Origin of the sequence: Heliomarina baculiformis (assembly GCF_019966545.1) — a bacterium.
In the GTDB taxonomy this organism is placed as follows: domain Bacteria; phylum Pseudomonadota; class Alphaproteobacteria; order Rhodobacterales; family Rhodobacteraceae; genus Heliomarina; species Heliomarina baculiformis.
Genome location: NZ_JAIMIC010000011.1, coordinates 1 through 20883, shown reverse-complemented (window position 1 = coordinate 20883; position 20883 = coordinate 1). Strand labels below are relative to the sequence as shown.

24 protein-coding genes are annotated in these 20883 nt (G+C 61.7%); 15 read left to right on the top strand and 9 right to left on the bottom strand.

Annotation, left to right across the window (positions count from 1 at the left end):
• Positions 1-7: 7 nt before the first annotated feature.
• From pqqE to MF268_RS20750, 7 genes are all read right to left on the bottom strand, one after another.
• Positions 8-1117: a pyrroloquinoline quinone biosynthesis protein PqqE gene (gene pqqE / locus MF268_RS20780; protein WP_238372777.1), complete on the bottom strand. Its 1110-nt coding sequence runs from the start codon at positions 1115-1117 to the stop codon at positions 8-10.
• Positions 1114-1392 carry a pyrroloquinoline quinone biosynthesis peptide chaperone PqqD gene (gene pqqD / locus MF268_RS20775; RefSeq protein ID WP_238372776.1) on the bottom strand — a complete coding sequence of 93 codons (279 nt, stop codon included), beginning with the start codon at positions 1390-1392 and terminating at the stop codon, positions 1114-1116. The genes pqqE and pqqD overlap by 4 nt, the downstream gene beginning before the upstream one ends.
• Entirely contained in the window at positions 1389-2147 is a 759-nt protein-coding gene (pqqC, locus tag MF268_RS20770) for a pyrroloquinoline-quinone synthase PqqC (RefSeq protein WP_238372775.1), read from the bottom strand. Before pqqC ends, pqqD begins: the two co-directional genes overlap by 4 nt.
• Positions 2144-3040: a pyrroloquinoline quinone biosynthesis protein PqqB gene (gene pqqB / locus MF268_RS20765; RefSeq protein WP_238372774.1), complete on the bottom strand. Its 897-nt coding sequence runs from the start codon at positions 3038-3040 to the stop codon at positions 2144-2146. The genes pqqC and pqqB overlap by 4 nt, the downstream gene beginning before the upstream one ends.
• A 21-nt stretch (positions 3041-3061) precedes the next feature.
• A complete protein-coding gene (pqqA, locus tag MF268_RS20760; RefSeq protein WP_088634264.1) occupies positions 3062-3157 on the bottom strand; it encodes a pyrroloquinoline quinone precursor peptide PqqA in 96 nt (31 codons plus the stop codon).
• 102 nt (positions 3158-3259) lie between these two features.
• Positions 3260-3964 carry a response regulator transcription factor gene (locus tag MF268_RS20755; protein WP_273545128.1) on the bottom strand — a complete coding sequence of 235 codons (705 nt, stop codon included), beginning with the start codon at positions 3962-3964 and terminating at the stop codon, positions 3260-3262.
• 9 nt (positions 3965-3973) lie between these two features.
• Positions 3974-5557 carry a HAMP domain-containing sensor histidine kinase gene (locus tag MF268_RS20750; protein ID WP_238372773.1) on the bottom strand — a complete coding sequence of 528 codons (1584 nt, stop codon included), beginning with the start codon at positions 5555-5557 and terminating at the stop codon, positions 3974-3976.
• 174 nt (positions 5558-5731) lie between these two features.
• Between MF268_RS20750 and MF268_RS20745 the strand changes: the two genes are divergently transcribed.
• The 14 genes from MF268_RS20745 to MF268_RS20680 all read left to right on the top strand — a co-directional run bounded on the left by MF268_RS20745 (position 5732) and on the right by MF268_RS20680 (position 18052).
• Positions 5732-5935, top strand: a complete 204-nt coding sequence (locus MF268_RS20745; protein ID WP_238372772.1) for a hypothetical protein — start codon at positions 5732-5734, stop codon at positions 5933-5935.
• Between the two features lie 153 nt (positions 5936-6088).
• The gene (locus MF268_RS20740; protein WP_238372771.1) at positions 6089-7036 is read left to right on the top strand and encodes an AAA family ATPase; all 948 of its coding nucleotides are present in this window, start codon (positions 6089-6091) and stop codon (positions 7034-7036) included.
• Complete coding sequence (locus MF268_RS20735; RefSeq protein WP_238372770.1) at positions 7033-7938, top strand: DUF58 domain-containing protein; 906 nt, start codon at positions 7033-7035, stop codon at positions 7936-7938. The genes MF268_RS20740 and MF268_RS20735 overlap by 4 nt, the downstream gene beginning before the upstream one ends.
• A complete protein-coding gene (locus MF268_RS20730; protein ID WP_238372769.1) occupies positions 7931-8302 on the top strand; it encodes a hypothetical protein in 372 nt (123 codons plus the stop codon). Before MF268_RS20735 ends, MF268_RS20730 begins: the two co-directional genes overlap by 8 nt.
• Entirely contained in the window at positions 8295-9251 is a 957-nt protein-coding gene (locus tag MF268_RS20725) for a VWA domain-containing protein (protein WP_238372768.1), read from the top strand. The genes MF268_RS20730 and MF268_RS20725 overlap by 8 nt, the downstream gene beginning before the upstream one ends.
• Positions 9248-10138: a vWA domain-containing protein gene (locus MF268_RS20720; RefSeq protein ID WP_238372767.1), complete on the top strand. Its 891-nt coding sequence runs from the start codon at positions 9248-9250 to the stop codon at positions 10136-10138. Before MF268_RS20725 ends, MF268_RS20720 begins: the two co-directional genes overlap by 4 nt.
• Entirely contained in the window at positions 10135-10830 is a 696-nt protein-coding gene (locus MF268_RS20715) for a hypothetical protein (RefSeq protein WP_238372766.1), read from the top strand. The genes MF268_RS20720 and MF268_RS20715 overlap by 4 nt, the downstream gene beginning before the upstream one ends.
• The gene (locus MF268_RS20710; protein WP_238372765.1) at positions 10827-12035 is read left to right on the top strand and encodes a hypothetical protein; all 1209 of its coding nucleotides are present in this window, start codon (positions 10827-10829) and stop codon (positions 12033-12035) included. The genes MF268_RS20715 and MF268_RS20710 overlap by 4 nt, the downstream gene beginning before the upstream one ends.
• A 105-nt stretch (positions 12036-12140) precedes the next feature.
• Positions 12141-12752: an S-(hydroxymethyl)glutathione synthase gene (gfa, locus tag MF268_RS20705; protein WP_420485452.1), complete on the top strand. Its 612-nt coding sequence runs from the start codon at positions 12141-12143 to the stop codon at positions 12750-12752.
• Between the two features lie 117 nt (positions 12753-12869).
• Positions 12870-13595 carry a response regulator gene (locus tag MF268_RS20700; protein ID WP_238372763.1) on the top strand — a complete coding sequence of 242 codons (726 nt, stop codon included), beginning with the start codon at positions 12870-12872 and terminating at the stop codon, positions 13593-13595.
• A gap of 16 nt (positions 13596-13611) precedes the next feature.
• The gene (locus tag MF268_RS20695; RefSeq protein WP_238372762.1) at positions 13612-14769 is read left to right on the top strand and encodes an FIST N-terminal domain-containing protein; all 1158 of its coding nucleotides are present in this window, start codon (positions 13612-13614) and stop codon (positions 14767-14769) included.
• Positions 14766-17030 carry a hybrid sensor histidine kinase/response regulator gene (locus tag MF268_RS20690; protein WP_238372761.1) on the top strand — a complete coding sequence of 755 codons (2265 nt, stop codon included), beginning with the start codon at positions 14766-14768 and terminating at the stop codon, positions 17028-17030. The genes MF268_RS20695 and MF268_RS20690 overlap by 4 nt, the downstream gene beginning before the upstream one ends.
• Before the next feature lie 27 nt (positions 17031-17057).
• Positions 17058-17708 carry a hypothetical protein gene (locus MF268_RS20685; RefSeq protein ID WP_238372760.1) on the top strand — a complete coding sequence of 217 codons (651 nt, stop codon included), beginning with the start codon at positions 17058-17060 and terminating at the stop codon, positions 17706-17708.
• Positions 17705-18052: a hypothetical protein gene (locus tag MF268_RS20680; protein WP_088634250.1), complete on the top strand. Its 348-nt coding sequence runs from the start codon at positions 17705-17707 to the stop codon at positions 18050-18052. Before MF268_RS20685 ends, MF268_RS20680 begins: the two co-directional genes overlap by 4 nt.
• A 4-nt stretch (positions 18053-18056) precedes the next feature.
• Here the strand turns inward: MF268_RS20680 and MF268_RS20675 are convergent, their stop codons facing one another.
• Positions 18057-18872 (bottom strand): quinoprotein dehydrogenase-associated SoxYZ-like carrier, encoded by an 816-nt coding sequence (locus MF268_RS20675; RefSeq protein ID WP_238372759.1) that lies wholly within the window; start codon positions 18870-18872, stop codon positions 18057-18059.
• Between the two features lie 140 nt (positions 18873-19012).
• On the opposite strand from MF268_RS20675, the gene MF268_RS20670 reads away from it, so the two are divergent.
• Entirely contained in the window at positions 19013-20020 is a 1008-nt protein-coding gene (locus tag MF268_RS20670) for a quinoprotein relay system zinc metallohydrolase 2 (protein WP_238372758.1), read from the top strand.
• 1 nt (position 20021) lies between these two features.
• On the opposite strand, the gene MF268_RS20665 is transcribed toward MF268_RS20670, so the two are convergent.
• Complete coding sequence (locus MF268_RS20665; protein WP_238372757.1) at positions 20022-20633, bottom strand: hypothetical protein; 612 nt, start codon at positions 20631-20633, stop codon at positions 20022-20024.
• Positions 20634-20883: the final 250 nt, after the last annotated feature.

The window sequence follows — 20883 nt, the reverse complement described above, 5'->3', positions numbered from 1 at the left end:
TCCGACCCTATTCCGCCGGTTCCGGGATCGGTTTTCCCGGGGCTGTTCGGTGCACCAGATTTTTGCGGTCGCTATGGGCATGGGCGTCGGCCTGTAGCTGCAGCGCCCCGTGATGCGGTGACTTGATGCAGACCGGATCGGTGGCGGCCGCATCCCCGACAATGGCCATGGCCTGACAGCGGCAGCCGCCGAAATCCTTCAGCTTGCGGTCGCAGCTTTGGCAGGGTTCCTGCATCCAGTCGGTGCCGCGATAGGCGTTGAATGCCGAACCGTCATACCAGATGTCGCGCAGGTGACTTTCCCGCACATTGTCGAATTGAAGATGCGGGATCGTCTGGGCCGCGTGACAGGGAAGGACCTCTCCATCCGGGGTCACGTTCAGCCCTGTGGTCGCCCATCCGCCCATGCAGCGTTTGGGATAGTCCGAGTGGTAATCGGCGGGCACGTAGTCGATCACCAGCATGCCTTTCAGCCGTTTGCGGGCCTCGGTCACGATGGCATCGGTTTCCCGCGCCTGTTCCATTGTCGGCATCAGCGTGTCGCGGTTTTTCAGCGCCCAGCCGTGAAACTGCACAGTGGCGACCTCGATCCGGCGCGCACCCATTTCGACCGCGAGCTCGATCGAGCGGGGCAGCTGGTGCAGGTTGCGACGGTGCATGACCGCGTTCAGCGTCAGGGGAAAGCCGATCTCCTTGATCCAGCCCGCCACCTGCATCTTGCGGTCAAACCCGCCACGGTAGCCGCCAATGTCGTCGGCCATCGCCGCATCGGTGCCCTGTAGCGAAAGCTGGATGTGATCCAGCCCGGCCTCGTCCAGCTCGTGCAGGCGGCGTTCGGTCAGACCGATGCCCGAGGTGATGAGGTTGGTGTAAAGCCCGGCTTCGCGCGCGGCCGCGATAAGCTCGGTCAGGTCGCGGCGGCTTGCCGGTTCGCCGCCCGAGAGATGAAGTTGCAGGACGCCGATCTCGGCCGCTTCGCGAAAGACACGCTTCCACGTTTCGGTGTCCAGCTCGCTGTCGATCCGGGCCAGTTCAATCGGATTGGAACAGTAGGGGCAGGAGAGGGGGCAGCGATGGGTCAACTCTGCCAGCATGGCAATGGGGGGACGGGCGTTCATCGGCGCAGCTCCAGAAAACGGCGGTCGAGCAGCGCGCCAAGAAAGCCGCCGGTATCCTTTGCGATTTCCTCGGCGGGCGCGTTGTAGCGGCTGGCGAGATCCTCGGTGATCGTTCCGAATGATCTGATGCCGTCGAGTTCCGACAGGATCGCCTGACCGACTTGATCCAGTGTCACGGCGCGTTCCGGGGCCAGCAACACCCATTGGTCGCGCACCTTGTCAAAATGCAGACGAACGCCACGCGGCAGAAAGGGTATGTCTTCTCTGTCAATCATGAGGCCCGCGCCAGTGCCATGCCTTCGCCAGGCACCCATGCGCCCGGCGGTATCCGTCCCGGTTCAACATAGGCGCCGTAGAGCGCATCAAGTTGCGACCAGAGTACATCCGTCTTGAAGATCAGCGCCGCTGCGGCCTGATCCTGCTTTTCCGCCGTATCCGCGTGATCCAGAACCCATGACAGGCCAAAGGCCACGTCCTGCGGCGCTTCTTTCAGGCGATTGCGGAAGTAGCTGAGGCTACTGTCATCGGCGAAATCGTAGTTCTTCAGAAGGCCTTCGATCCGGTCGGCATGGATCTTTGGCGCAAAGAGTTCTGTCAATGATGCCGCCACCGCTTCGAGCAGGGTCTTGTCGCGAACGAAACGCACATAGGCATCGACGGCAAATTTGGTGGCCGGCAGCACGCCCTTGGTCGAGGCGACATAGTCACGGTCAAGCCCCACGGCGCTGGCCAGTCGCAGCCAGCGGCGGATACCGCCTTCGTTTTCATCGGTCCCGTCGTGGTCTTCGATGCGCTTGCGCCAGATACGTCGCAGATCCGGGTCCTCGACGCGGGACATGAAGGCCGCGTCCTTTATCGGGATCGAATGCTGGTAGTAATAGCGGTTGATGACCCAGGCGCGCACCTGATCGGGATTGCATTTCCCGCCGTGCAGCATGTGGTGGAACGGGTGCTTGTCGTGGTAGCGCTCGGCGCCGATCTGGCGGAGCCGGGATTCAAATTCCTCACGTGAGGCGGGTGCCTGTATCATGGCGTGATCTCCATTCCATCCTGACCAATGGTCCATCCGGCGGCTTCGGCCTTGGCGCGTTCCTCTGAATCGGGGCGCAGTACCGGATTAGTGTTGTTCATATGGACGAATATGCGTTTGCCGACGTTCAGCCCGTCGAAGGCGGCGATGCTGCCGTCGGGCCCGGACATGGACATATGGCCCATCCGCTTGCCTGTCTTTTGTCCCAGACCGGCGCGTACCATTTCATCATCCGCCCAGAGCGTTCCGTCAAACATCACCAGCGCCGCACCGGCAAGCCTTTGGCGCAGGTCGTCGTTCATGCGGGCGCAGCCCGGAATATAGAAGGCATCCTTTTCCCCGGCGCGGAGATGCACGCCAACGGTCTGTTCGCCCATCATATCGGTCTCGACCTCATCGCCTTCGAGATAGAGCGGTACCTTGCCGGGAACGGCAAACAGCTCGGCCATCAGTCCCGGTGCGATTTCGACGGGCGTGTCGAGGCTGACAGTCTCACGCCGGACAACAGAGTTATTCAAAGCTGAGAACACCGGGTTCTCCTCGAGCACGTCATGGATGCCCTTGGTGGCGAATATCTTGAAAGGCTGCATTTCGCGCAGTGTCAACAACCCGGCGACATGGTCTATGTCGCCATTGGTCACCAGTACGGAATGCAGGGGGAGGGTCCGCAATCCCGTCGGATGCAGATCGGGACAATCTGCAAATTGCTGTCGGATATCCGGTGATGCGTTCAAAACAGCCCAGTCCTTTCCGCTGCCGGTAAAGGCGACCGAGGACTGCGTTTGCGAAGGGATCTTTCCAGCGCGGGCGAGATTACAATTCTCACACCCGCAATTCCATTGCGGCAGCCCCCCTCCGGCGGCCGCCCCAAGTATTCGCGCGCGGAATTCCATCAGGCCCTCCGCGCGGCAGTCTTAGAACAGTACGCCGTCGTCGTCCGCGTCGGGTCCGTACATGTTGATTTCCATACCGCATTCGATTTCGCGGATGATCGGTTTGTTCCAGGCCATTGTTCATCTCCTCCTGAGTGAAGTGACATGTGGGATGTCTTGCTCATCATGTGGCTTGCTTGCCCGTTTCGTCAAAGAGAATGTTATAAGAAAAAATAAATGTTACCGTTGTTCAGTATGTTGTGAGATTTTTGGTGCCGTGCCGTCGAGCATGAAACCCTGATTCCGGATCGTCTTTATTTCGAATCCGAACTCCTGCGCCGGGTCCAGCTTGCGCCGCAGGTAGCCGACATAGACATCGACCACGTTTTCCGAGCTTGCGCCCTGGTTGGCCCAGAGCTGGTCGAAAACCGTTTCGCGTGACAGGGGCGTGCCCGCGTGCCGCGATAGCAGCGCCAGAAGGTTGACTTCACGTTCGGTGAGTTCGACGCGCCGGTGGTCGGATGAGAGGATCCAGCTTGCCATGTCCAGTGTGGCGCGCGGTTTGTCCGGGCGGGCGCGGCGCTGCTGGACCTTGAGGCGGGCGACAAGCTCGTCGAAAGAAAACGGTTTGACCACATAATCATCTGCCCCGGCTTCAAGCCCGCGGGCGCGGTCTTCGACTTCGGAAAGAGCGCTCAGCATCAGGATAGGGGTGCTGTGCCCGGCGTTCCGGACGTTGCGCACAAGGTCGATACCGCTGTCCGAACCGATCATGACGTCGATGATCGCGGCGCTGATCGCCGTGTCGGCAAAGCGTTCCAGCGCGGTATCCACGCGGTTTTCGCTGACGCTGCGCAGGCCGTGCAGGGCCAGCCCCCTCGACAGGGCCGAGGTGATTTCGGGGTCGTCATCCACGATCAGGACGGGGTCTTCGATGCTGCTCATACAGAAAGCCTATCCCTGCGCCACGGGGAGGCATAGCGTGACTTTCGTACCGGGTGCCGCGCCTTTACGGTCGGCCCGGGGCAGGGGGCTTTGCAGGTCGATCCGGCCGTTCTGCTGCTCGATAACCCATTTGGCAAAGGCCAGCCCGATGCCGAACCCTTCGCTCGCGGTGCCGCCGGTGCCCTGCCGGAACCGCTCAAAAATCCGGTCCTGTTCAGCGGGGTCGATGCCCGGGCCCTGATCGATGACATGGATGCAGATCCGTTCGTCTATCTTCTCCAAATTCAGGGCGATTTCGCCGCCCTCCCGGGCATGGCGTATCGCGTTCTGGATCAGGCCGGCCACGACCTGCCGCACCCAGTTGCGGTCCCCCTGTGCCATCGGAGTCGCTGCCCCGGTCAGAGTAATGGTCATCCCGGCGCTTTCGACCTGCGGGCGCATGTCCTCCAGCGCTTCGCTGACGGTCTCACCCAGATGAAAAACCCCGGCGTTCAGCTGCAGCAGCCCCGTTTCGGACCGGGCCAGACGCAGCAGGTCGTCGATGCGCCGGTTCAGCCGCAGCGCCCTAGTCCGGATCGTCTGGAAGGACTCCTTCGAGACATCGCTGCCCTTCAGGCCGATTTCACTCTCCATCAGGATGACGCTGAGCGGGTTGCGAAGCTCGTGGCTGATGTCGGCAAACAGGCGACGCCGGTTTTCATCGGTCCGGGCAAGTTCGTCGACGGCCTCGCGCAGCTCCTCGGTGCGTTCCTCGATGGTGTTGTTCAGCCGGGTCCATTCCGCCTCGACCTCATCCCTTCGGTCCGAGAGCGTTTTTGCCATGCGGTTGGTTTCGGCAAGGACGTGGCCAAGCTCATCGTCCGTTTCGGGCAAGGAGACCGAAAAATCCGCTTGCCGGATCTGCCGGGCGGCGTCGCGCAAGAGGTCCAGCCGCCGGAACAGGGGCCGGATCAGCAAGAGGTAGAACCCGATCAGCAGCAGGATGGTGGCCGCGGAAATCGCCAGCGCCATCGGGATCAACTGCCGCCGCAGGTCGGTGATGCCGGCGATGATTTCACGCCGGTCTCGGATTTCCTCGCTGATCACGGCATTCAACAGCGGATCGAACCCATGCGCGAAACTGTCGATATACCCCTGCAACCGTTCCGGCCCGGCAGTTTCGTCTAAAAGCCCCTTTAGCGTGGTATCGAAAAGCGCCTGCATCCGGGCCAGTCCGATGCTTTGCGTTGCGCGGCGTGACTGGGCGTCGAAACCCGAGGGCGCCGCTTCGCTTACCGCTGCTTCGTGGTCGCGCCGGAGAGAATCGAAGGTGTCTGAGATGTTCACGGCGAGCCGGTCGAGCCTGTCGGCGCGCGCTTGTGGTGACAGGCCGGATTGTGCGGCCTCGGCCGCGACCACGATGAAACTGGTGACCTGCGTCGACAGCACCGAATAGCGCTCGACACGTTTTTCTGCCTGAACCGAGGCCTCGATGCGGCGCGAGACGATTTCCATGCCGATGATGCTGAGCGCGGCGCCAAGCAATGCAACCAGAGCCACCAGCCCAGCCCCGAGGGCAAGTTTGGCTTTGAGTGAATTGAATTTCAGGGACACGTGCGGCGGCCCGCCTGCAATGCGAGTGAAATCTGTGCAATCCCCCGGCTTTGGGCCTGTGATACGGGCTTTTGTGACTTAAATCGCAGATAGTGCGCTTTCGTGAGGGTTATATTTACCGCAGAGCTTTACATTGAGGACCGCTACTAATGGTTGTATTGACATGAGGGTATGATGATTGAGTTGATTTTTGTTGCCTGTCTGAGCGCATCGCCCGCCGAGTGCGAAAGCAGAAGTATGCTTTATACAGATATTTCCCCGATGACTTGCCTCATGCGCGCCCAGCCGGAGCTCGCCAAATGGACCGAGGCGCATCCCAACTGGCAGATCGCCAACTGGAAATGCAAGTCGGTCAACCTAGCCGAGAAAGAAGCGTAACAGCTCTTTCTTACGTTCGCCAGACAGCCGCGCTGTCTTCGGTAAGGGTCAATTTCGATCCGGACTGAGACTTTGGGCTGTGTTTGCCTGACCCCGCTGAAGAGATAGCATCCTGCCTATAGTCGCCTGAGCGATCAGGGGGAGGAATACGGCATGGATGTTCAGGCAAAGACCCGCCTGTCAGGGCTCGACGATCATCTCGTCGCCGGTCTTGTCGGCCATGACGTTCTGATCGAACGTCTGCTGATCGGGATCCTGTCGGGCGGTCATATTCTGATCGAGGGCGCGCCCGGTCTTGCCAAGACCCGCGCCGTAAAACGACTGGCCGAGGCGATCGAGGGTGGGTTTGCCCGGATCCAATGCACGCCGGATCTCATGCCCTCGGACCTGACCGGCACGCCGGTGTTTCGCCCCCAGACCGGCGATTTTGAGTTCGTGCCGGGTCCAGTTTTTCACAACATCGTTCTGGTCGACGAAATCAACCGGGCCCCGCCCAAGGTCCAATCGGCGCTGCTTGAGGCGATGGCCGAAGGGCAGGTTACCAGCGGGAACGCGACCCACAGGCTGCCGGACCCGTTCCTTGTCGTCGCGACGCAGAACCCCATCGAACATGATGGCACTTTTCCCCTGCCGGAGGCGCAGCTTGACCGGTTCCTGCTTCATGTCGTCCTGTCGCTGCCAGACGCGGAAACCGAACGGAAGATCCTTGATCTTGTCGAAGCCGAAAATCAGGCCCCTGTCGCGGCACCGGTCAGGCTGCACCTCGACGATATGCGTGCGGCGCGATCCGAGGCGATGGCCGTGCATCTTGCCTCGCCGCTTAGAGATTACATCGTGCGGCTGGTGACGGCGACGCGGCAGCCGCCATTTTCCGAGGATATCGACCACCCGGTGTCGCCGCGCGGGTCGCTGGCCCTTGCCGCCGCGGCCAAGGCGCGGGCTTATCTGAAGGGGCGGGACCATGCGTTGCCCGAGGATGTTCAGGCGGTGGCCGCGGATGCGCTGGCGCACAGGCTGGTGATGGCATGGCGGGCGGTGGCAGAGGGGAGGACGGCGCGGGCCTTGATAGCCGATGTGCTGAAAGCCGTCGAACCGCTGTGAACCCGGCTCTGCAGGCGCCGGGAGTCTGGCTGGATGCCCGGTCGCTGATCGCGCTTCGCACCCATGTGCTGAACGGTGCAGAGACCGAGGCTCAGGCCGCCTTGCCGGGCGGGTTCGTCACCCGGCGGCGCGGACAGGGCCAGGAGGTCGCCGATGTGCGCCAATACGTAACCGGCGACGATATCCGGCATCTTGATCGCGGCAGCACGGCCCGCACCGGCGTGCTCCACGTGCGCTCGTTTCAGGAGGAGCGGGATCAAGTGACCTTTCTGGTTGCCGATTTCAGACCTTCGATGCTCTGGGGGACGCGCCGCGCCTTTCGATCCGTTGCGGCGGCCGAGGCGCTTTCGCTGATCGGGTGGCGCGCCATCGAGGAAGGTGGCCGCGTCGGGCTACTGGTGATCGGTCCGAAGATGCCGGTCGTGACATCGATCCGGGGCAGGGTGCGGGGAATGCTTGCCGTGATCGGCGCCATGGCCCGCGCCCATGCAACGGTTCTGGAAGAGGCGCAGAGTGGCAGGGTCGATGATCTCGATCTTGACGGCGCGCTTGCCCGGGTGACGCGGCTTGCCCCGGCTGGGGCCGAGGTGGTGATTGCCTCGGGCTTCGACCGACGGGGGGGCGATCTTTCGGACCGTCTGGGCCAGTTGGCGCGACGGCGTCATCCCCGGATGGTGATGGTTGGCGATGGCATCGACGCGCTGCCGCCGGGCAGCTATCCGATCCGGCTTGCTGACGGGTCGCACCAGCTGGGCCGTATCGATGAGGGACTCGAAGATATCCCGCCGGAACCGCTCGCCGGGTTCCCCTTGCTGCGGGTCGACGCCGCCGCGCCTGTGGCGCAGATGGCGCGGGTGATCAACGGCGGTTTTCCGAGGCGGGAAGGCATGTCTCATGGCTGACCGCGCCCTCAGTCAGGAAGCGATGTTGGCCGGGCTGCATGACATCCGTCTGCCTTCGCATTCTGCCGGGGGTGTTCTGGCGGATCTTCTCGCGGCCATCGCGCTGGGTCTTATTCTTGCGGTTATTGTCGCGCTGCTCTTGCGGTTTTTCCTGCGGTCGAGACCGCCGACCAAGCCGGTCAGTATGAAAGACAGGCTGACGTGCATTGGCACGTTGCCCGAGGACGACCAAAGGCTGGCGCTGCTTCATCTGCTCAAGCGGGACCACCCGCAGGTTTACGCGCGGATATCGGCGCGATTGTACGAACCCGGCGGGTTGCCCGATCTGCATGGCCTTGAACGCGAGGTCTCGGGGCGTGATTGATCTGGCTGATCCGCTGTTCCTGCTACTGCTGCCTTTGCCGGTCGTTGTCCTGTGGCTGATCCCAGGGCACGTCCATAGGGGCGCGGCACTGACTGTGCCGGACGCCGTCGCCCGAAGCCTGCTTGGGGCGGGCCAGCAACAGATGCTGAAATCCGGGCGCCGGTTATTGCTGCCGGGTCTGGTCTGGCTGCTGCTCGTCATCGCGCTGGCAGGACCGCGCCTGCTTGAACCGGTATCGGCCCTGCGCGTTTCGGGGCGCGATCTTGCCATCGCCATCGATCTGTCGGGGTCCATGGTGCGCGACGATTTCCATCTTGATGGGCAGCAGGTTACCCGGCTTGAGGCGGTGCAAAAGGTAGGGTCGGATTTCGTGCGGCGCCGGGCGGGGGATCGCGTTGCGCTGATCGTATTTGGCTCTGAGGCCTATTATGCCGCGCCGTTTTCCTTCGATACCGAGGCCATCGCGCGCCGGATCGAAGAGGCGAGCATCGGCATTTCTGGACGGGCGACGAATATCTCTGACGGGCTTGGGCTTGCGCTGAAGCGGATGGAGCATTCCGACGCCGCGACCAAGGTTGTGATCCTGTTGTCCGACGGGATCAGTAATGCAGGGTCTACAAATCCGCGCGCGGTGGCCCGTCTTGCGGCGGATATGGGCGTGCGCGTGCATACGATTGCCCTTGGCCCGAAGGACCTTGAAACCAGTGATCCGGGCGAGCGGGGCGTCGTCGATGCGGCCACCCTGCGTGCCATTTCCGAGCTGAGCGGCGGCACCAGTTTCCGGGTGCGCACCAGCGAGGACTTGCTGGACGTCACGCAGGCGCTGGACCGGCTCGAGGCCACTACAGGCGATGGTCTTGCCGCCGAGGTCTACCGTGAACTCTGGATCTATCCGGCGCTGCTGGCCGGTCTCGGGTGCCTCTGGATCGGCTGGAGGAGTACGCGATGAGCGATCTCGAGCTTCTGCGCCCGCTCTGGTTGCTGCTCTTGCCGTTTCTGGCAGTGCTGGTTCTGGTACTTCGCCGTCGCCCCGCGCGACTGGGGGGCTGGGACATGGCCCTTGATCCGCATTTGAAAGCGGCTTTGCAGGCGCTAGGCCGGGTGGACGCCGGGCGTCGCGGGTTTGCGGCGCTGGCACCTCTGCTTGCGGCAGGTCTCATCTTTGCGGCCCTGTCCGGACCGGCGGTGGAGAGGCGGGACGCCGGCGCCTATCGCAATCTCGACGGTGTAGTTCTTGTTCTGGATGCTTCGGAGTCGCTTGACGATGGCGGCAAACGGCTGGCCTTGCAGACGGCGGGCAGGGTGGGGGTGGCGGCCCTGCAAAGCCGCCCCGCCGCGCTGGTGGTCTATGCGGGCGATGCCTATGTGGCGACCGACATGACAGCGGATACGAAGCAGCTTGGCCAGACCCTGTCTTTGGTCGATGGCGAAACCGTACCGGACAAGGGGTCGCGGCCCGAGCGGGGATTGTCCCTTGCGGCGACGATCCTTGCCGAATCCGGTACGCTCGCCGGGGATGTCATCCTGTTGACCGATGGCGCGGGCATTGGCCCCGACGCGATGCAGGCTGCGGCAGAAATCGCGGGGCAGGGCGCGCGGCTTTCGGTCGTGGTGCCGGGAGATATTGCCGCTGCCGAGACGCTGGCCAGTACTGGGGGCGGAGAGGTGTTTCGCACCTCGGAAACACAGGCTTTGGCCAGCTTTTTGCGGGACGATGCGCGGGATCGGCTGGAGCGCCAGGATTACCCGCTGCTGTTCCGGATGGACCTTGGGCGCTACCTGTTGCTGCTTGCGCTGATTCCTGTGTTGCTGATGTTCCGAAGGGCGTCGGCATGAAACGTTCGGCCTATATCGCGGTGGCGGCGATCATCTGCCTTGTCCTTGCGCTGCTTGCGGGGCGCGGGACCGCGCCGCTTGGCCGTCTCGCGCTTGCGCTCGGGATGAACCGCCTGGCCGTGCCATTGCTGGCAGAACCGGGTTGGAAAGGCATCGCGCTGTACCGGGCTGGCGATCATGCGGGCGCGGCGGAGGAATTTCGACGGGCGGGCGATTTTTTCAATCTCGGCAATGCCGAAGCGCAGGCCGGCAATTATGCCGCCGCGCTCGAAGCCTATGATATCGCGCGTCTTGCGGGCGATGAACAGGCGGCCGCCAATTTCGACCTGCTCGCCGCCTTTTACGCGGGCCTCGCGCTTGATCCCGAAGCGCCGATCGCGTGGTTCACCGAAAAGGACGGCGGAGAGGGGGCGGTGGTGAAATCCTCCATTGCGCAGGGCAACGCCCGCGCCGCCGGGGCAGGGGACGGCACCACCAATACTGGCGCGCTGCTGGGTCTGCCGGAACTGGCAAGCCACGGCGACGAGCGCATCCGCAAGATATTCGACGACCGGTTCATGGTCGCCAATAGCCGCTGGCTGGCTACGCTGTCGGACGTGCCCGGCGAATACCTCAAGGCGCGGATCGCGCAGGAACATAAGCGCCGCAAAAAGCTTGGTCTTTCCCCGCCCGAGCCGGAGGATCCGCGATGAGACTCCTGTTGCTCTGCCTGATGCTTTTGCCCGCGTTGGCCTGTGCCCAGACGCGCGACGTCAATCCCGGCGAACTGGCGCTGGAGGTGAGCGTTGAAACCTCGGCTGATGATATCCTGAAGGGGGAAATGGTGCTGGTCACCATCCACGGTCGCTACCGAAGGCATATCACGCTGGAAAAGCTCGAAACGCCGGAGCTTGACGGTTTCAACTGGATGCAGCTGGGGCAGGATACGTGGTACGAGACCCGCGAGCGCGGTCAGCCGATCAAGAATTTCCGGCGTCGGATGGCGTTATTTCCCGACCGGACCGGGGCGCTGACGATCCCACCTTTCGTGCATCATCTGACATTGACAGATGAAGGCGATGACTGGTTCGAGCATGACATCGCCTCGGCCCCCGTTTCACTTGACGTGGGCCCCGCGCTTGCGGTCGAGGGTTGGTGGTTTCCGGTGCGCCGTCTCGAAATCTCGGATCAATGGTCGAACGCGCCGGACCAGCTCAAGCCGGGCGAAGGCGTGCTGCGGGTGATCCGTATTCAGGCCATCGGCGTGTCGCCGGACATGATCCCGCCGATGCCCGAACTGCATTCGCCCAGTGCGATGATTTTTCCGCACCCGGACAAGCGGTTTGTCGAACTTTCACCGATGGGTCCGGTTTCCATCGCGTTCTGGCGCTGGACGATCCGGCCCACCAACAACACTTCGGCCATCATCGAACCGATCGAGTTCGACTATTTCGACACCACGACCCGCAAGATGCAGATGGTTACGATCTCGGCGCAGCGGATCGCGATGGAGGAAAGCGCGGCACCGCCCAGCATGCCGACCCCTGAACCCGCCCGGCTGCATCCGCTGCTGATGACGCTGGCTTTGGTGGTGGCGCTTGGGGCGGGGACATGGCTGCTCTGGCCGGGGCGAAATCTTGCGCTTGCCACTGACCGGTTCGGCCCCTTCGATCCGCTGCGGTTCAGGCTTCGCCAGTCCGCGCGACGCGGGGACCTCTCCGGGTTGCGTCACCATGCGGCAGCGCTGATCGCGCGTGAAGGAACGGGGCAGAATCTGCTGCGCGAGTTCGACGAAGCGGTTTTTCGAAAAGGCGGTATCGCCCGGGATCAGCGTGAATTCGCACGCGAATTCGCGGTCCGGCTGAGCCGTGAGATACGCGAAAACAGACGCGAGTTCGCGCGATCTACCGCCACCTAAGGCTGAATTGTCCGAATCCCCGGCATCGGCCACGCTCTGTCGGACTTACGTCCAAGAGCAACCGGAAAGGTCATGGGAGGAAGTTCAATGACATTACTATCTAAAATGCTGGGCGGCGGCGGCGATGGGGGTGGTGCAAAGTTCAGCCACGTCAAGATTCATCCCGCTGTAGATGGCGGGGTCAAACCCGGATCGGGCAGCTTTTCGGGCGGTACGCTGTCCTGCAAGTGTCCGAGCAACAAGGTGACTGTCGAGGTGTCGGGCCAGACCGCCCATAACCACGTCTGCGGATGCACCAAGTGCTGGAAACCCGACGGCGCGGTATTTTCACAGGTCGCCGTGGTTGGCCGTGACAATCTCAAGGTCACCGCGAACGAGGACAAGCTGGAAGTTGTCGATGCGTCGGCGGCGATCCAGCGCCACGCCTGCAAGGAATGCGGCACCCATATGTATGGCCGGATCGAAAACACCGGGCACCCGTTCCACGGGCTAGATTTCGTTCATACTGAACTTTCACCCGACAGCGGCTGGTCCGCGCCCGAGTTCGCGGCCTTTGTTTCTTCGGTGATCGAGTCCGGGGTGTCACCCGACCGGATGGACGGGATCCGGGGCCGGTTGAAAGAGCTCGATCTTGAACCCTATGATTGCCTGTCGCCGCCGCTGATGGATCTCATCGCGACCCACACGGCCAAAGCGAACGGCGTCCAGTTTTCATGAGACCCTGACCGCGAGGGACAGGCACCGCCGCATGCCGGCCCAATCCGGTGTGCGGTGGTATGCAACTCTTGCGCGAATCTTCCGATGGTTGTTAGATTCCCATCGGGAGGAACTTTCATGAAACACGAACCGGTAAGGCACTCACCTTGCCGCGTGCAGTCAGTCATGGTGATCGACGATCATCCGCTGTACTGCGACGCGCTCGCGACGACCCTTCGGCACGCATTTCCAAGTTGCCACATCGAAACCGCTTCCACACTTTGCGACGGGCTCAACCTGCTGACCGGCGATTTTAAGCCGGACATGGTGATGCTTGATCTGCGGCTGCCGGACGTCACGGGTATCAGCGGATACCTGCGGCTGCGCGACCGTCTGCCGGATACGCCCATCGTGGTTATATCGGCGCTGACCTCGGCCGACGTGGTGCATACGCTGATGGACGCGGGCGCTGCGGGCTTCGTGCCAAAGGATATCTCCTCTGAAGTTCTGCAAGAGGCGCTATGCGAGGTCAGCATGGGCCGTCGCTATCTGCCGAAAGAGCACCGTCAGAGCTATCGTCCGGCCGCGCGTGCCGCCGCCCTGCATGATGTAAGCTGGAAGATCGCGGAACTGACACCGCAGCAGACCCGAATCATGAAACTCATCTGTGCAGGCAAGCCGAACAAGCAGATCGCCTATGAGTTGTCTCTCGCCGAAGCGACGGTAAAGGCGCATATCACCGCCCTGCTGCGGCGGCTTGGCGTACAGAACCGGACACAGGCGGCGATGCTGGTCGAAAGCGCGAATCTCGAAGGGGAATCCCAAAGCAGTGACGCGGCTGCCCGGGCCTTCCTGAGTCAGTAGTGCCCAAGCCGCCCTGATGCTTCAGATCGCCCCGCAGCAATCCTCGATCCGCATCGGCATTTCCTATCTGTCCGATGCGGGAGAAGCCGTGCGTGAACTCGTCAATACGCTCGACACCTCGGACTCCTGTTTTCTGCTGGTGTTCGCCCCCGACCGGCTTGATCCCGATGAGCTGGCCGAGGCGCTTAATCAGGGTTTTGCGGGGGTGCCGGTTTTTGGCTGTACCACGGCGGGCCAGATCACGCCCGAAGGCTACGAGGATGACGCGCTTCTTGTCGTCTCCTTTCCGAAATCCCGGTTCCGCTGCGCGACGCTCCTTGTCTCGCCGCTCAAGCCGCTCTCGATCAAGCAGATCGCGGCGGATGTGCATCGCCTTTCTGCCCAGTTCCAGAAAACGGCGAACTGGAACCGGCTGGCGCTGACATTCACCGACGGGCTGTCCAAGCAGGAGGACATGCTGGTTGCGGCGCTTGCCGCCGGTCTTGGTGAAATGCCGGTCTTTGGCGGCTCGGCGGGGAACGGGTTGCAGTTCCGCGAGACATCCGTGCTGCACATGGGCAAGTTTCACCGCAATGCCGCGCTGGTGCTTATCCTGGAAACCGATCTCGAATTCACCGGAGTGGGCTTTGACCATTTCCTGCCGACCGAGAAACAGATGGTGGTGACTGAGGCCGTCCCCGGCGAACGGATGGTTCTGGAATTGAATGGAGCACCCGCCGCCGAGGAATATGCCCGGCTGATCGGCGTGCCGGTCGATCAGCTTTCGCCGCAGGTCTTTGCCGAGAACCCCGTGCTGGTGCGCAACAACACGCTCTACCACGTGCGCGCCATTCAGGAGGTTCAGGAAAATGGCGGGCTCTCGTTCTTTTCGGCCATTGACGTGGGGCTGGTGCTGACCCTCGGGCGGGGTCAGGAAATCCTGCGTACGCTGGACGAGGAGCTTGACGTGCGCAACGCGCGCGGCAAATCGCCGGAATTCGTTCTGGGTTTCGACTGCTTCCTGCGCAAGCTCGAGATCGAGCAGAAACAGCTAAAGGAACCGGCCTCGCGCATTCTGCAAGCCCGCAAGGTGATCGGTTTCAACACTTATGGTGAGCAGCATTGCGGCGTGCACGTGAACCAGACCTTTGTCGGCGTGGCTTTCTTTGAACCTCAAAGGCGGGACTTGCATTGATCAACAGCGACGACCCGCTCGAAGTACAGGTAGCCAAGCAGGCCAAGATCATCGAGGCGCTTGTGCGCCGCGCCGGGCGGCAGAACGACGTCGGAAGCTCGGCCTATTCCGCTTTTCAGTCGGCCATCGCGCTGCAAGGCCAGATCTGGGCAAAAACCCGCGATCTTGAACGCGCCTCGAACGAACTCGAACTGCTGCGCTTTGATCGCGAACGCACGCAGAAGAACCTTGCCGATGCGCTTTCCGTCATGGAAGGTGGCTTTGCACTCTTCACCAACGGGCGTCTTCAGGTCTGCAACGATCTTTTCAAGACACTGCTGCCGGATATCACCGACAAGATCCTGCCCGATCTGAGCGTTGCCGATTACTTTCAGGCGGTGCGCAACAGTAGCCATATCGTCACGCGCGATGACAAGACCCGGCGCAACCTGCGCCGGGCGGGCAATGCCACCCCCGGTTCCGCGTTGATCTCTTTCGTGCTCGAAGTGGTCGGCGACCGCTGGTTCCAGATCAGTCAGCAACACGCGAGCGCCGATAATATCGTCGTCCTGCAAACCGAGATCACCGATATCGTTCGCAAGAACCGGACCGAGAAAGACCTGCTGATCGACCGGCACGCCCATTACCTTCAGGCGGCCATCGATCACATGAGCCTTGGCATCTGTACCTTTTCCAACGCGGGCACGGTGATGATCCACAACGCCCGGTTTTGTGAGCTTCTTGGCCTGCCTTTTGTCCTTGCGCAGGACGGGACCAAGTTCTCGCGTATCCTGCGGTTCATCAAGGAAAATTACGAAGTCTCCGCCGACGGGCTGAACGCGAGTGACGGCTGGTCGCGCAAGCTGCGCCGCGAAGGACGGTTGCGCGAAAGACTGCGCCATCGCAGCGGAAATGTGCTTGATCTGCACGTTCACCTGCTGCCGGATCAGGGGTTTCTGGTGGACATCAAGGATGTGACGCTGGAATCCCGCACCACGGCAATGCTGGAAAAACGGGTGCAGGAGCGGACCTCGGAACTTACCCGTGCCAACGCGCAGATGACCGAGCAGTATCAGGAACAGGCCCGGGTCGAAGAGGAACTGCGCCTTGCCAAGGAAGAGGCCGAAGCGGCGGTTTCCTCAAAGACCCGTTTCCTTGCGGCGGCCAGCCATGACCTGCTGCAACCGATCAACGCGGCCAAACTGCTGATTTCCACGCTCAGGGACATGTCGCAGGGCACCAACATGGAATCGATGGTCGAACGGCTCGACGGGTCGTTCAATTCGATGGAAACGCTGCTGCACGCGCTTCTTGACATATCGAGGCTGGAAAGCACCGGCAGCGGGTTGTCGCCGTCGGATTTCTGTCTGGGCACAATCATGCAGACCGTTATCGAGGATCAGGAGCCGATTGCCCGCAAGAAGGGCGTGCAGCTCGACATGGTACCCTCGACGGTCTGGGTCCGCAGCGACCAGCGCTACCTGTTGCGCTCTATCCAGAACCTTGTGGTAAACGCGATCCAGTATACCGAAAAGGGCCGTGTCCTGATCGGTTGCCGCCGCCGGGGCGACAAGGTCGTGCTCGAAGTCTGGGACACGGGCATCGGCATTTCGCATCGCGACCAGAAACGCGTTTTCGAGGAATTCACCCGCGCCGAAAACGTGCCCCCCGGATCGGGCATGGGGCTTGGCCTTTCGATCGTCGACCGTACCTGTCGCCACCTTGGCCACAAGGTGGGGGTCCGGTCCAAGCCCAATGTCGGGTCCGTCTTTTCCATCGAGATGGACGTGATCGAGGAACGCCCGATGATCACCGCCCCGTCGCCGGATGTGAAAAGCGATCAGTTTGCCGACATGGACGTGATCGCGCTGGTGGTCGAAAACGATCCCGATGTGCTTTTTGCCACGGTCCAGAAACTCGACAGCTGGGGGGCCAGCGTTCTGGGCGCGCAGTCCACCATGGAGGCGCTTGAAATGGTGCGCGACCTCGGGATGCCACCCGACATCATCCTTGCCGATTACCAGCTTGACGGCCATGCCACGGGGATCGAGACGATACAGGCGGTGCGGGCCGAAACCGGCTTTCATGTGCCTGCCATCATGATCACCGCCAACCGCAGTGCTTCGCTTGTCGATACTGGCAGCTTGCATGATTTTACCGTGCTGCCCAAACCCGTTGAACTCTCGCGGTTGCGCAGCCTGATCGGCTGGAAAACGCGCGTCTCGCCAGAGCGAGAACCGCCGTCACCGACAAAAGTATCGGATGACGCCCGGCACGCGTGATCTAGGCTGAGCCGAAAGGAGGACATCATGCGACTGTTGCGGCTTTTCATCCTGACAACCCTGCTCTCTGGCCCTGTTCTTGCCGATACGACCCAGACCACCAAGACGGAAACCTATGATCTGTTGTTCCGTGACGGGACGCTTGATGACGTGTCGCGCGACATGTCGCTGGTCTATGATCGCCACGTCAGCAACCGGCTGTTGCCCGAAACCGCCACCCGCGACACCGGACGTATCGTCCTGGAATTCGGTGGCGAGGATGCCGCGCAGGCCAATCTCGAATTCCAGCAGGACGGCAAGTATCGCAACCTTGGCAGTTTTCCGGCGAGCGTCGGCAATCCGATCATCATGTATTTTGTTGAAACCGTTGTGCGCGACATGGCTGAATCGGCGGGTGGCAGTCCCTTCTATATTCGCAACCGCGTGAAAGAGTCGCTGATCCGCCCCGCCGAACGCCATGAGGCGGGCGACAGCGTCGACGTGATCCTGCGCCCCTTTGACGGAGATCCCAACGCGGCGCGGATGAACGGGTTTGGCGATCTTGCGCTGACTGTCACCATGTCGGACGAGGTGCCCGGCTGGTATCGTTCGCTTTCAGCCAGCGTGCCGGCCCCGGACGGTGGCGCGCCGATCTATTCCTCGACCCTCAGCTTTGACGGAATGGAAGACAGCGAATGAAACCGCTTGCCGTCCTCCTGTGCCTGATTTGCGGCGGTCTTTCCGCCCAGACCTCGGTTCAGGAGAGGCTGAACGACTACCCCACCGCCGCCCGGGCGGATTACGTCTTTGCCTGCATGGCCGTGAACGGGCAGTCGCGTCAGGTACTGGGGCAGTGTTCCTGTTCCATTGATGTGATCGCCTCGATCCTGCCCTACGACAAATATGTCGAGGCCGAGACGGTGCTCTCGCTTCAGCAGACCGGGGGAGAGCGTATGTCGATGTTCCGCTCCGCCGCCATGCCACGCGCCTTTGTCGCAGACCTTCGCCGCGCGCAGGCCGAAGCGGAAATCGTCTGTTTCTGAAACCTCAGATTTCGCCATCCTTGGGCAGTATCTGTTCAAAGATATTGCCTTCGGTATCCCGCGCCCGGACCCGCAGCGCAGGCGCGCCGTTGTCGCGATAGGCAAAGCGGAACACAGGATTCTCGCTGATCGAAATCCCGCCTTTCATGGTGAACAGCAGTTCTTCGCCCTGATACACCTCAAGCTCATCGATGAAATGCGTGTTGATGAAAAGCTGGGTGATCTGATCGCGTTGCAGCCCCGAGTAATTCGGATGCCGGATCATGATCTGCGCCTCGCGCCGTGTGTTCGACATCGCCGGTTTGTCGCCAAAGGACCGCAGCCGCATCTGCCCCATCGAGGCCAGCGCCACTTCGGGGTCCTTGCTGGCCGGGGCCGAGCAGCCGCCCGAGGCTTTGACAAACCGCCCTGTCATCACCAGCCCGTCGCCCGTATCCGCGATGACGCGGATGTTGGAATATTGATTGACGCGCACCCGGAGTTCGAAATCCAGCGGAGCCATGCCGGGGCCAAAGGTGAAATCGCCCGCCATCGGTGCCGGGTTTTCATCGATCACGATCATCAGGCTTTCGATTGTCGCATCCGGATCGGTCTGGGTCAGGTGCAGCGGGACAATGGCCGCGTCCTCAGCACGATAGGGCGCATCGAGCGCGATGAGCGCCGATCCATCCCCGATCTCGCGATCCCCGACGATGTCATATTTCAGTTCCGCCCATGTCTCACCCTCGACGAGCGGGTTCTTGATTTCCGGGTCGGCAGCCATTGCGGCGCCTGCCGCAAAAATTGCCAGCGCGGCGGCGTATATCATTCTGGTGGGCATTCCGGTTCTCCTCACGACGCGGCATGCATGGCTGATCTTACGCCGTATGCGGGCAAAAATCACTAATCCCTTGGTCGGGGTGGTCTGAAATCACCGTGATCGGCCAGTCTTGGCCAAGGATCATCCAGCGGAGCCATCCAATGTTCGAGGCCGTCGTGACCCTCTGCCTGGTTCTTGGCAGTGCCGACTGCCGAGAAGTGTTGCTGCCGGGCTACGAAGCCATGGACAAAGCCGGATGCGAGGTGGCGCTGGTCGATCGACCGCCACCGGAACCGGGAGCGTTCTGTAGGGAATCTCCTCCGGGACTAGGTTTTGAAGACGTCGGGGCAGGTGTCTTTCTGCACCGTGGAGAGATCGCGGAACCCGATGCCGGCAACCTCGGCGATGTCTCGAACATCGCGTTTATCATTGGCGCACAATCGGTTGCGGTCATCGACAGCGGCAGCGCCGCTTGGATGGGTGAGGCGATCTGGCGGGCGATCAGGGCCCGCACCGACCTGCCGGTCAGCCATGTGATCCTGACCCATATGCACCCGGATCACGTCTTTGGCGCCAGCGTGTTCGCCGGTGCCGGGGCGCAGGTTGTGGCGCATGCCGGTCTTGAACGCGCGTTGGCGGACCGGCGCGAGAACTATATGGAAAGCCTGCGTACTCTTATCGGTGCCGTTCCGATGATCGGCACGAAAGCGGCGCAAGTCGTCGAGAGTACAACGGAGATCGACCTTGGCGGCCGGGTTTTATCACTCAGGGCATGGCCTACCGCCCATACCGGCAATGATCTGACGGCTTTCGACCCGACGAGTGGTATCCTGTTTGCCGGTGATCTTGTCTTTTCCGAACATACCCCGGCGCTTGATGGAAGCCTGCTCGGCTGGCTGTCGGTGCTCGACGAACTCAAGACCCTTCCCGCCGAAAGAGTCGTTCCCGGTCACGGCGGTCCGCTTCTGGATTGGCCGGAAGGGGTCGACCCGCTGGAGTCCTATCTGAATACGCTTGCCCGCGACACACGCGCGGCCATTGCCGAAGGACAGCGGATGGGTGACGCGGTTACAGCCATCGCCACGTCTCAGGCACCGCACTGGCAGTTGTTCGAAGCCTTTAACCGCCGCAACGCCACGGTGGCCTTTTCGGAACTTGAATGGGAGTAAGCTATTCTTCGGCCGTCGCGAGCAGCATCTGTGCAATCGCGTAGATCCGTTTTTCCAGCAGGACCGGCGTTTCGCAGACATAGGTGAGCGATTTCGCGCGGTCGGTATAGATGCGCTCGTCCCAGTCCGCCTGCGCTTCAAGCTCGTCGACCTTGTCGAAATCGGGCTTCTCTGCCGCCATCAATTTGTTCATTTCGGTCCGCGCCGCGTCGATCTTTTCTGCAAGCGAAATCTGCGAGAAAGAATAGTCGCTGATTCCTTTCATGATCACCTTGCGCGTCGCCGATAGCCGGTCAAACGCATCGACATAGACAGCGCCGAGTATATCCGGGCTTCGCCCATGCTTGGCGGTGAACGCGGCCAGCGCCGGTTCGATCTCATCCAGCTCAAGGCGGCGCAGGGCGAACCGGCTGGCCAGTTCGTCTATATCGGCCTGAACGTCGGCGGCTCTTTCGGTGTCTTCCACGGGATAGGGCCACATCAGCCCGAGGGAGAGAGATTCAACCTTTCGTTGAATGCAGGGCCAGCTTGGATCAGAATAATCCGCCCCCTGCGCCGTTGCGCCAAGGCCTAGCACAGCGCATAGAACCAGCGTTCCCAGCTTTGGTTTCATGGCTTTCCTCCCTGCCTGGAACTCTAGCAGAGCGTGTTTTGAAGTCCATCTCGCCGAATACCAACCAAGGTCGCAATTGTTCGGTTTCGACCCCCACTTATACTCGGGATCAATCGCCCAGATAGCGGCGTCAAGGGAGGAGAACGCGATGAAAACCCGCGCCGCAGTCGCCATTGAAGCCGGCAAACCGCTTGAAATCATGGAGGTGAATCTCGAAGGTCCGAAGGCGGGCGAGGTTCTGGTCGAGATC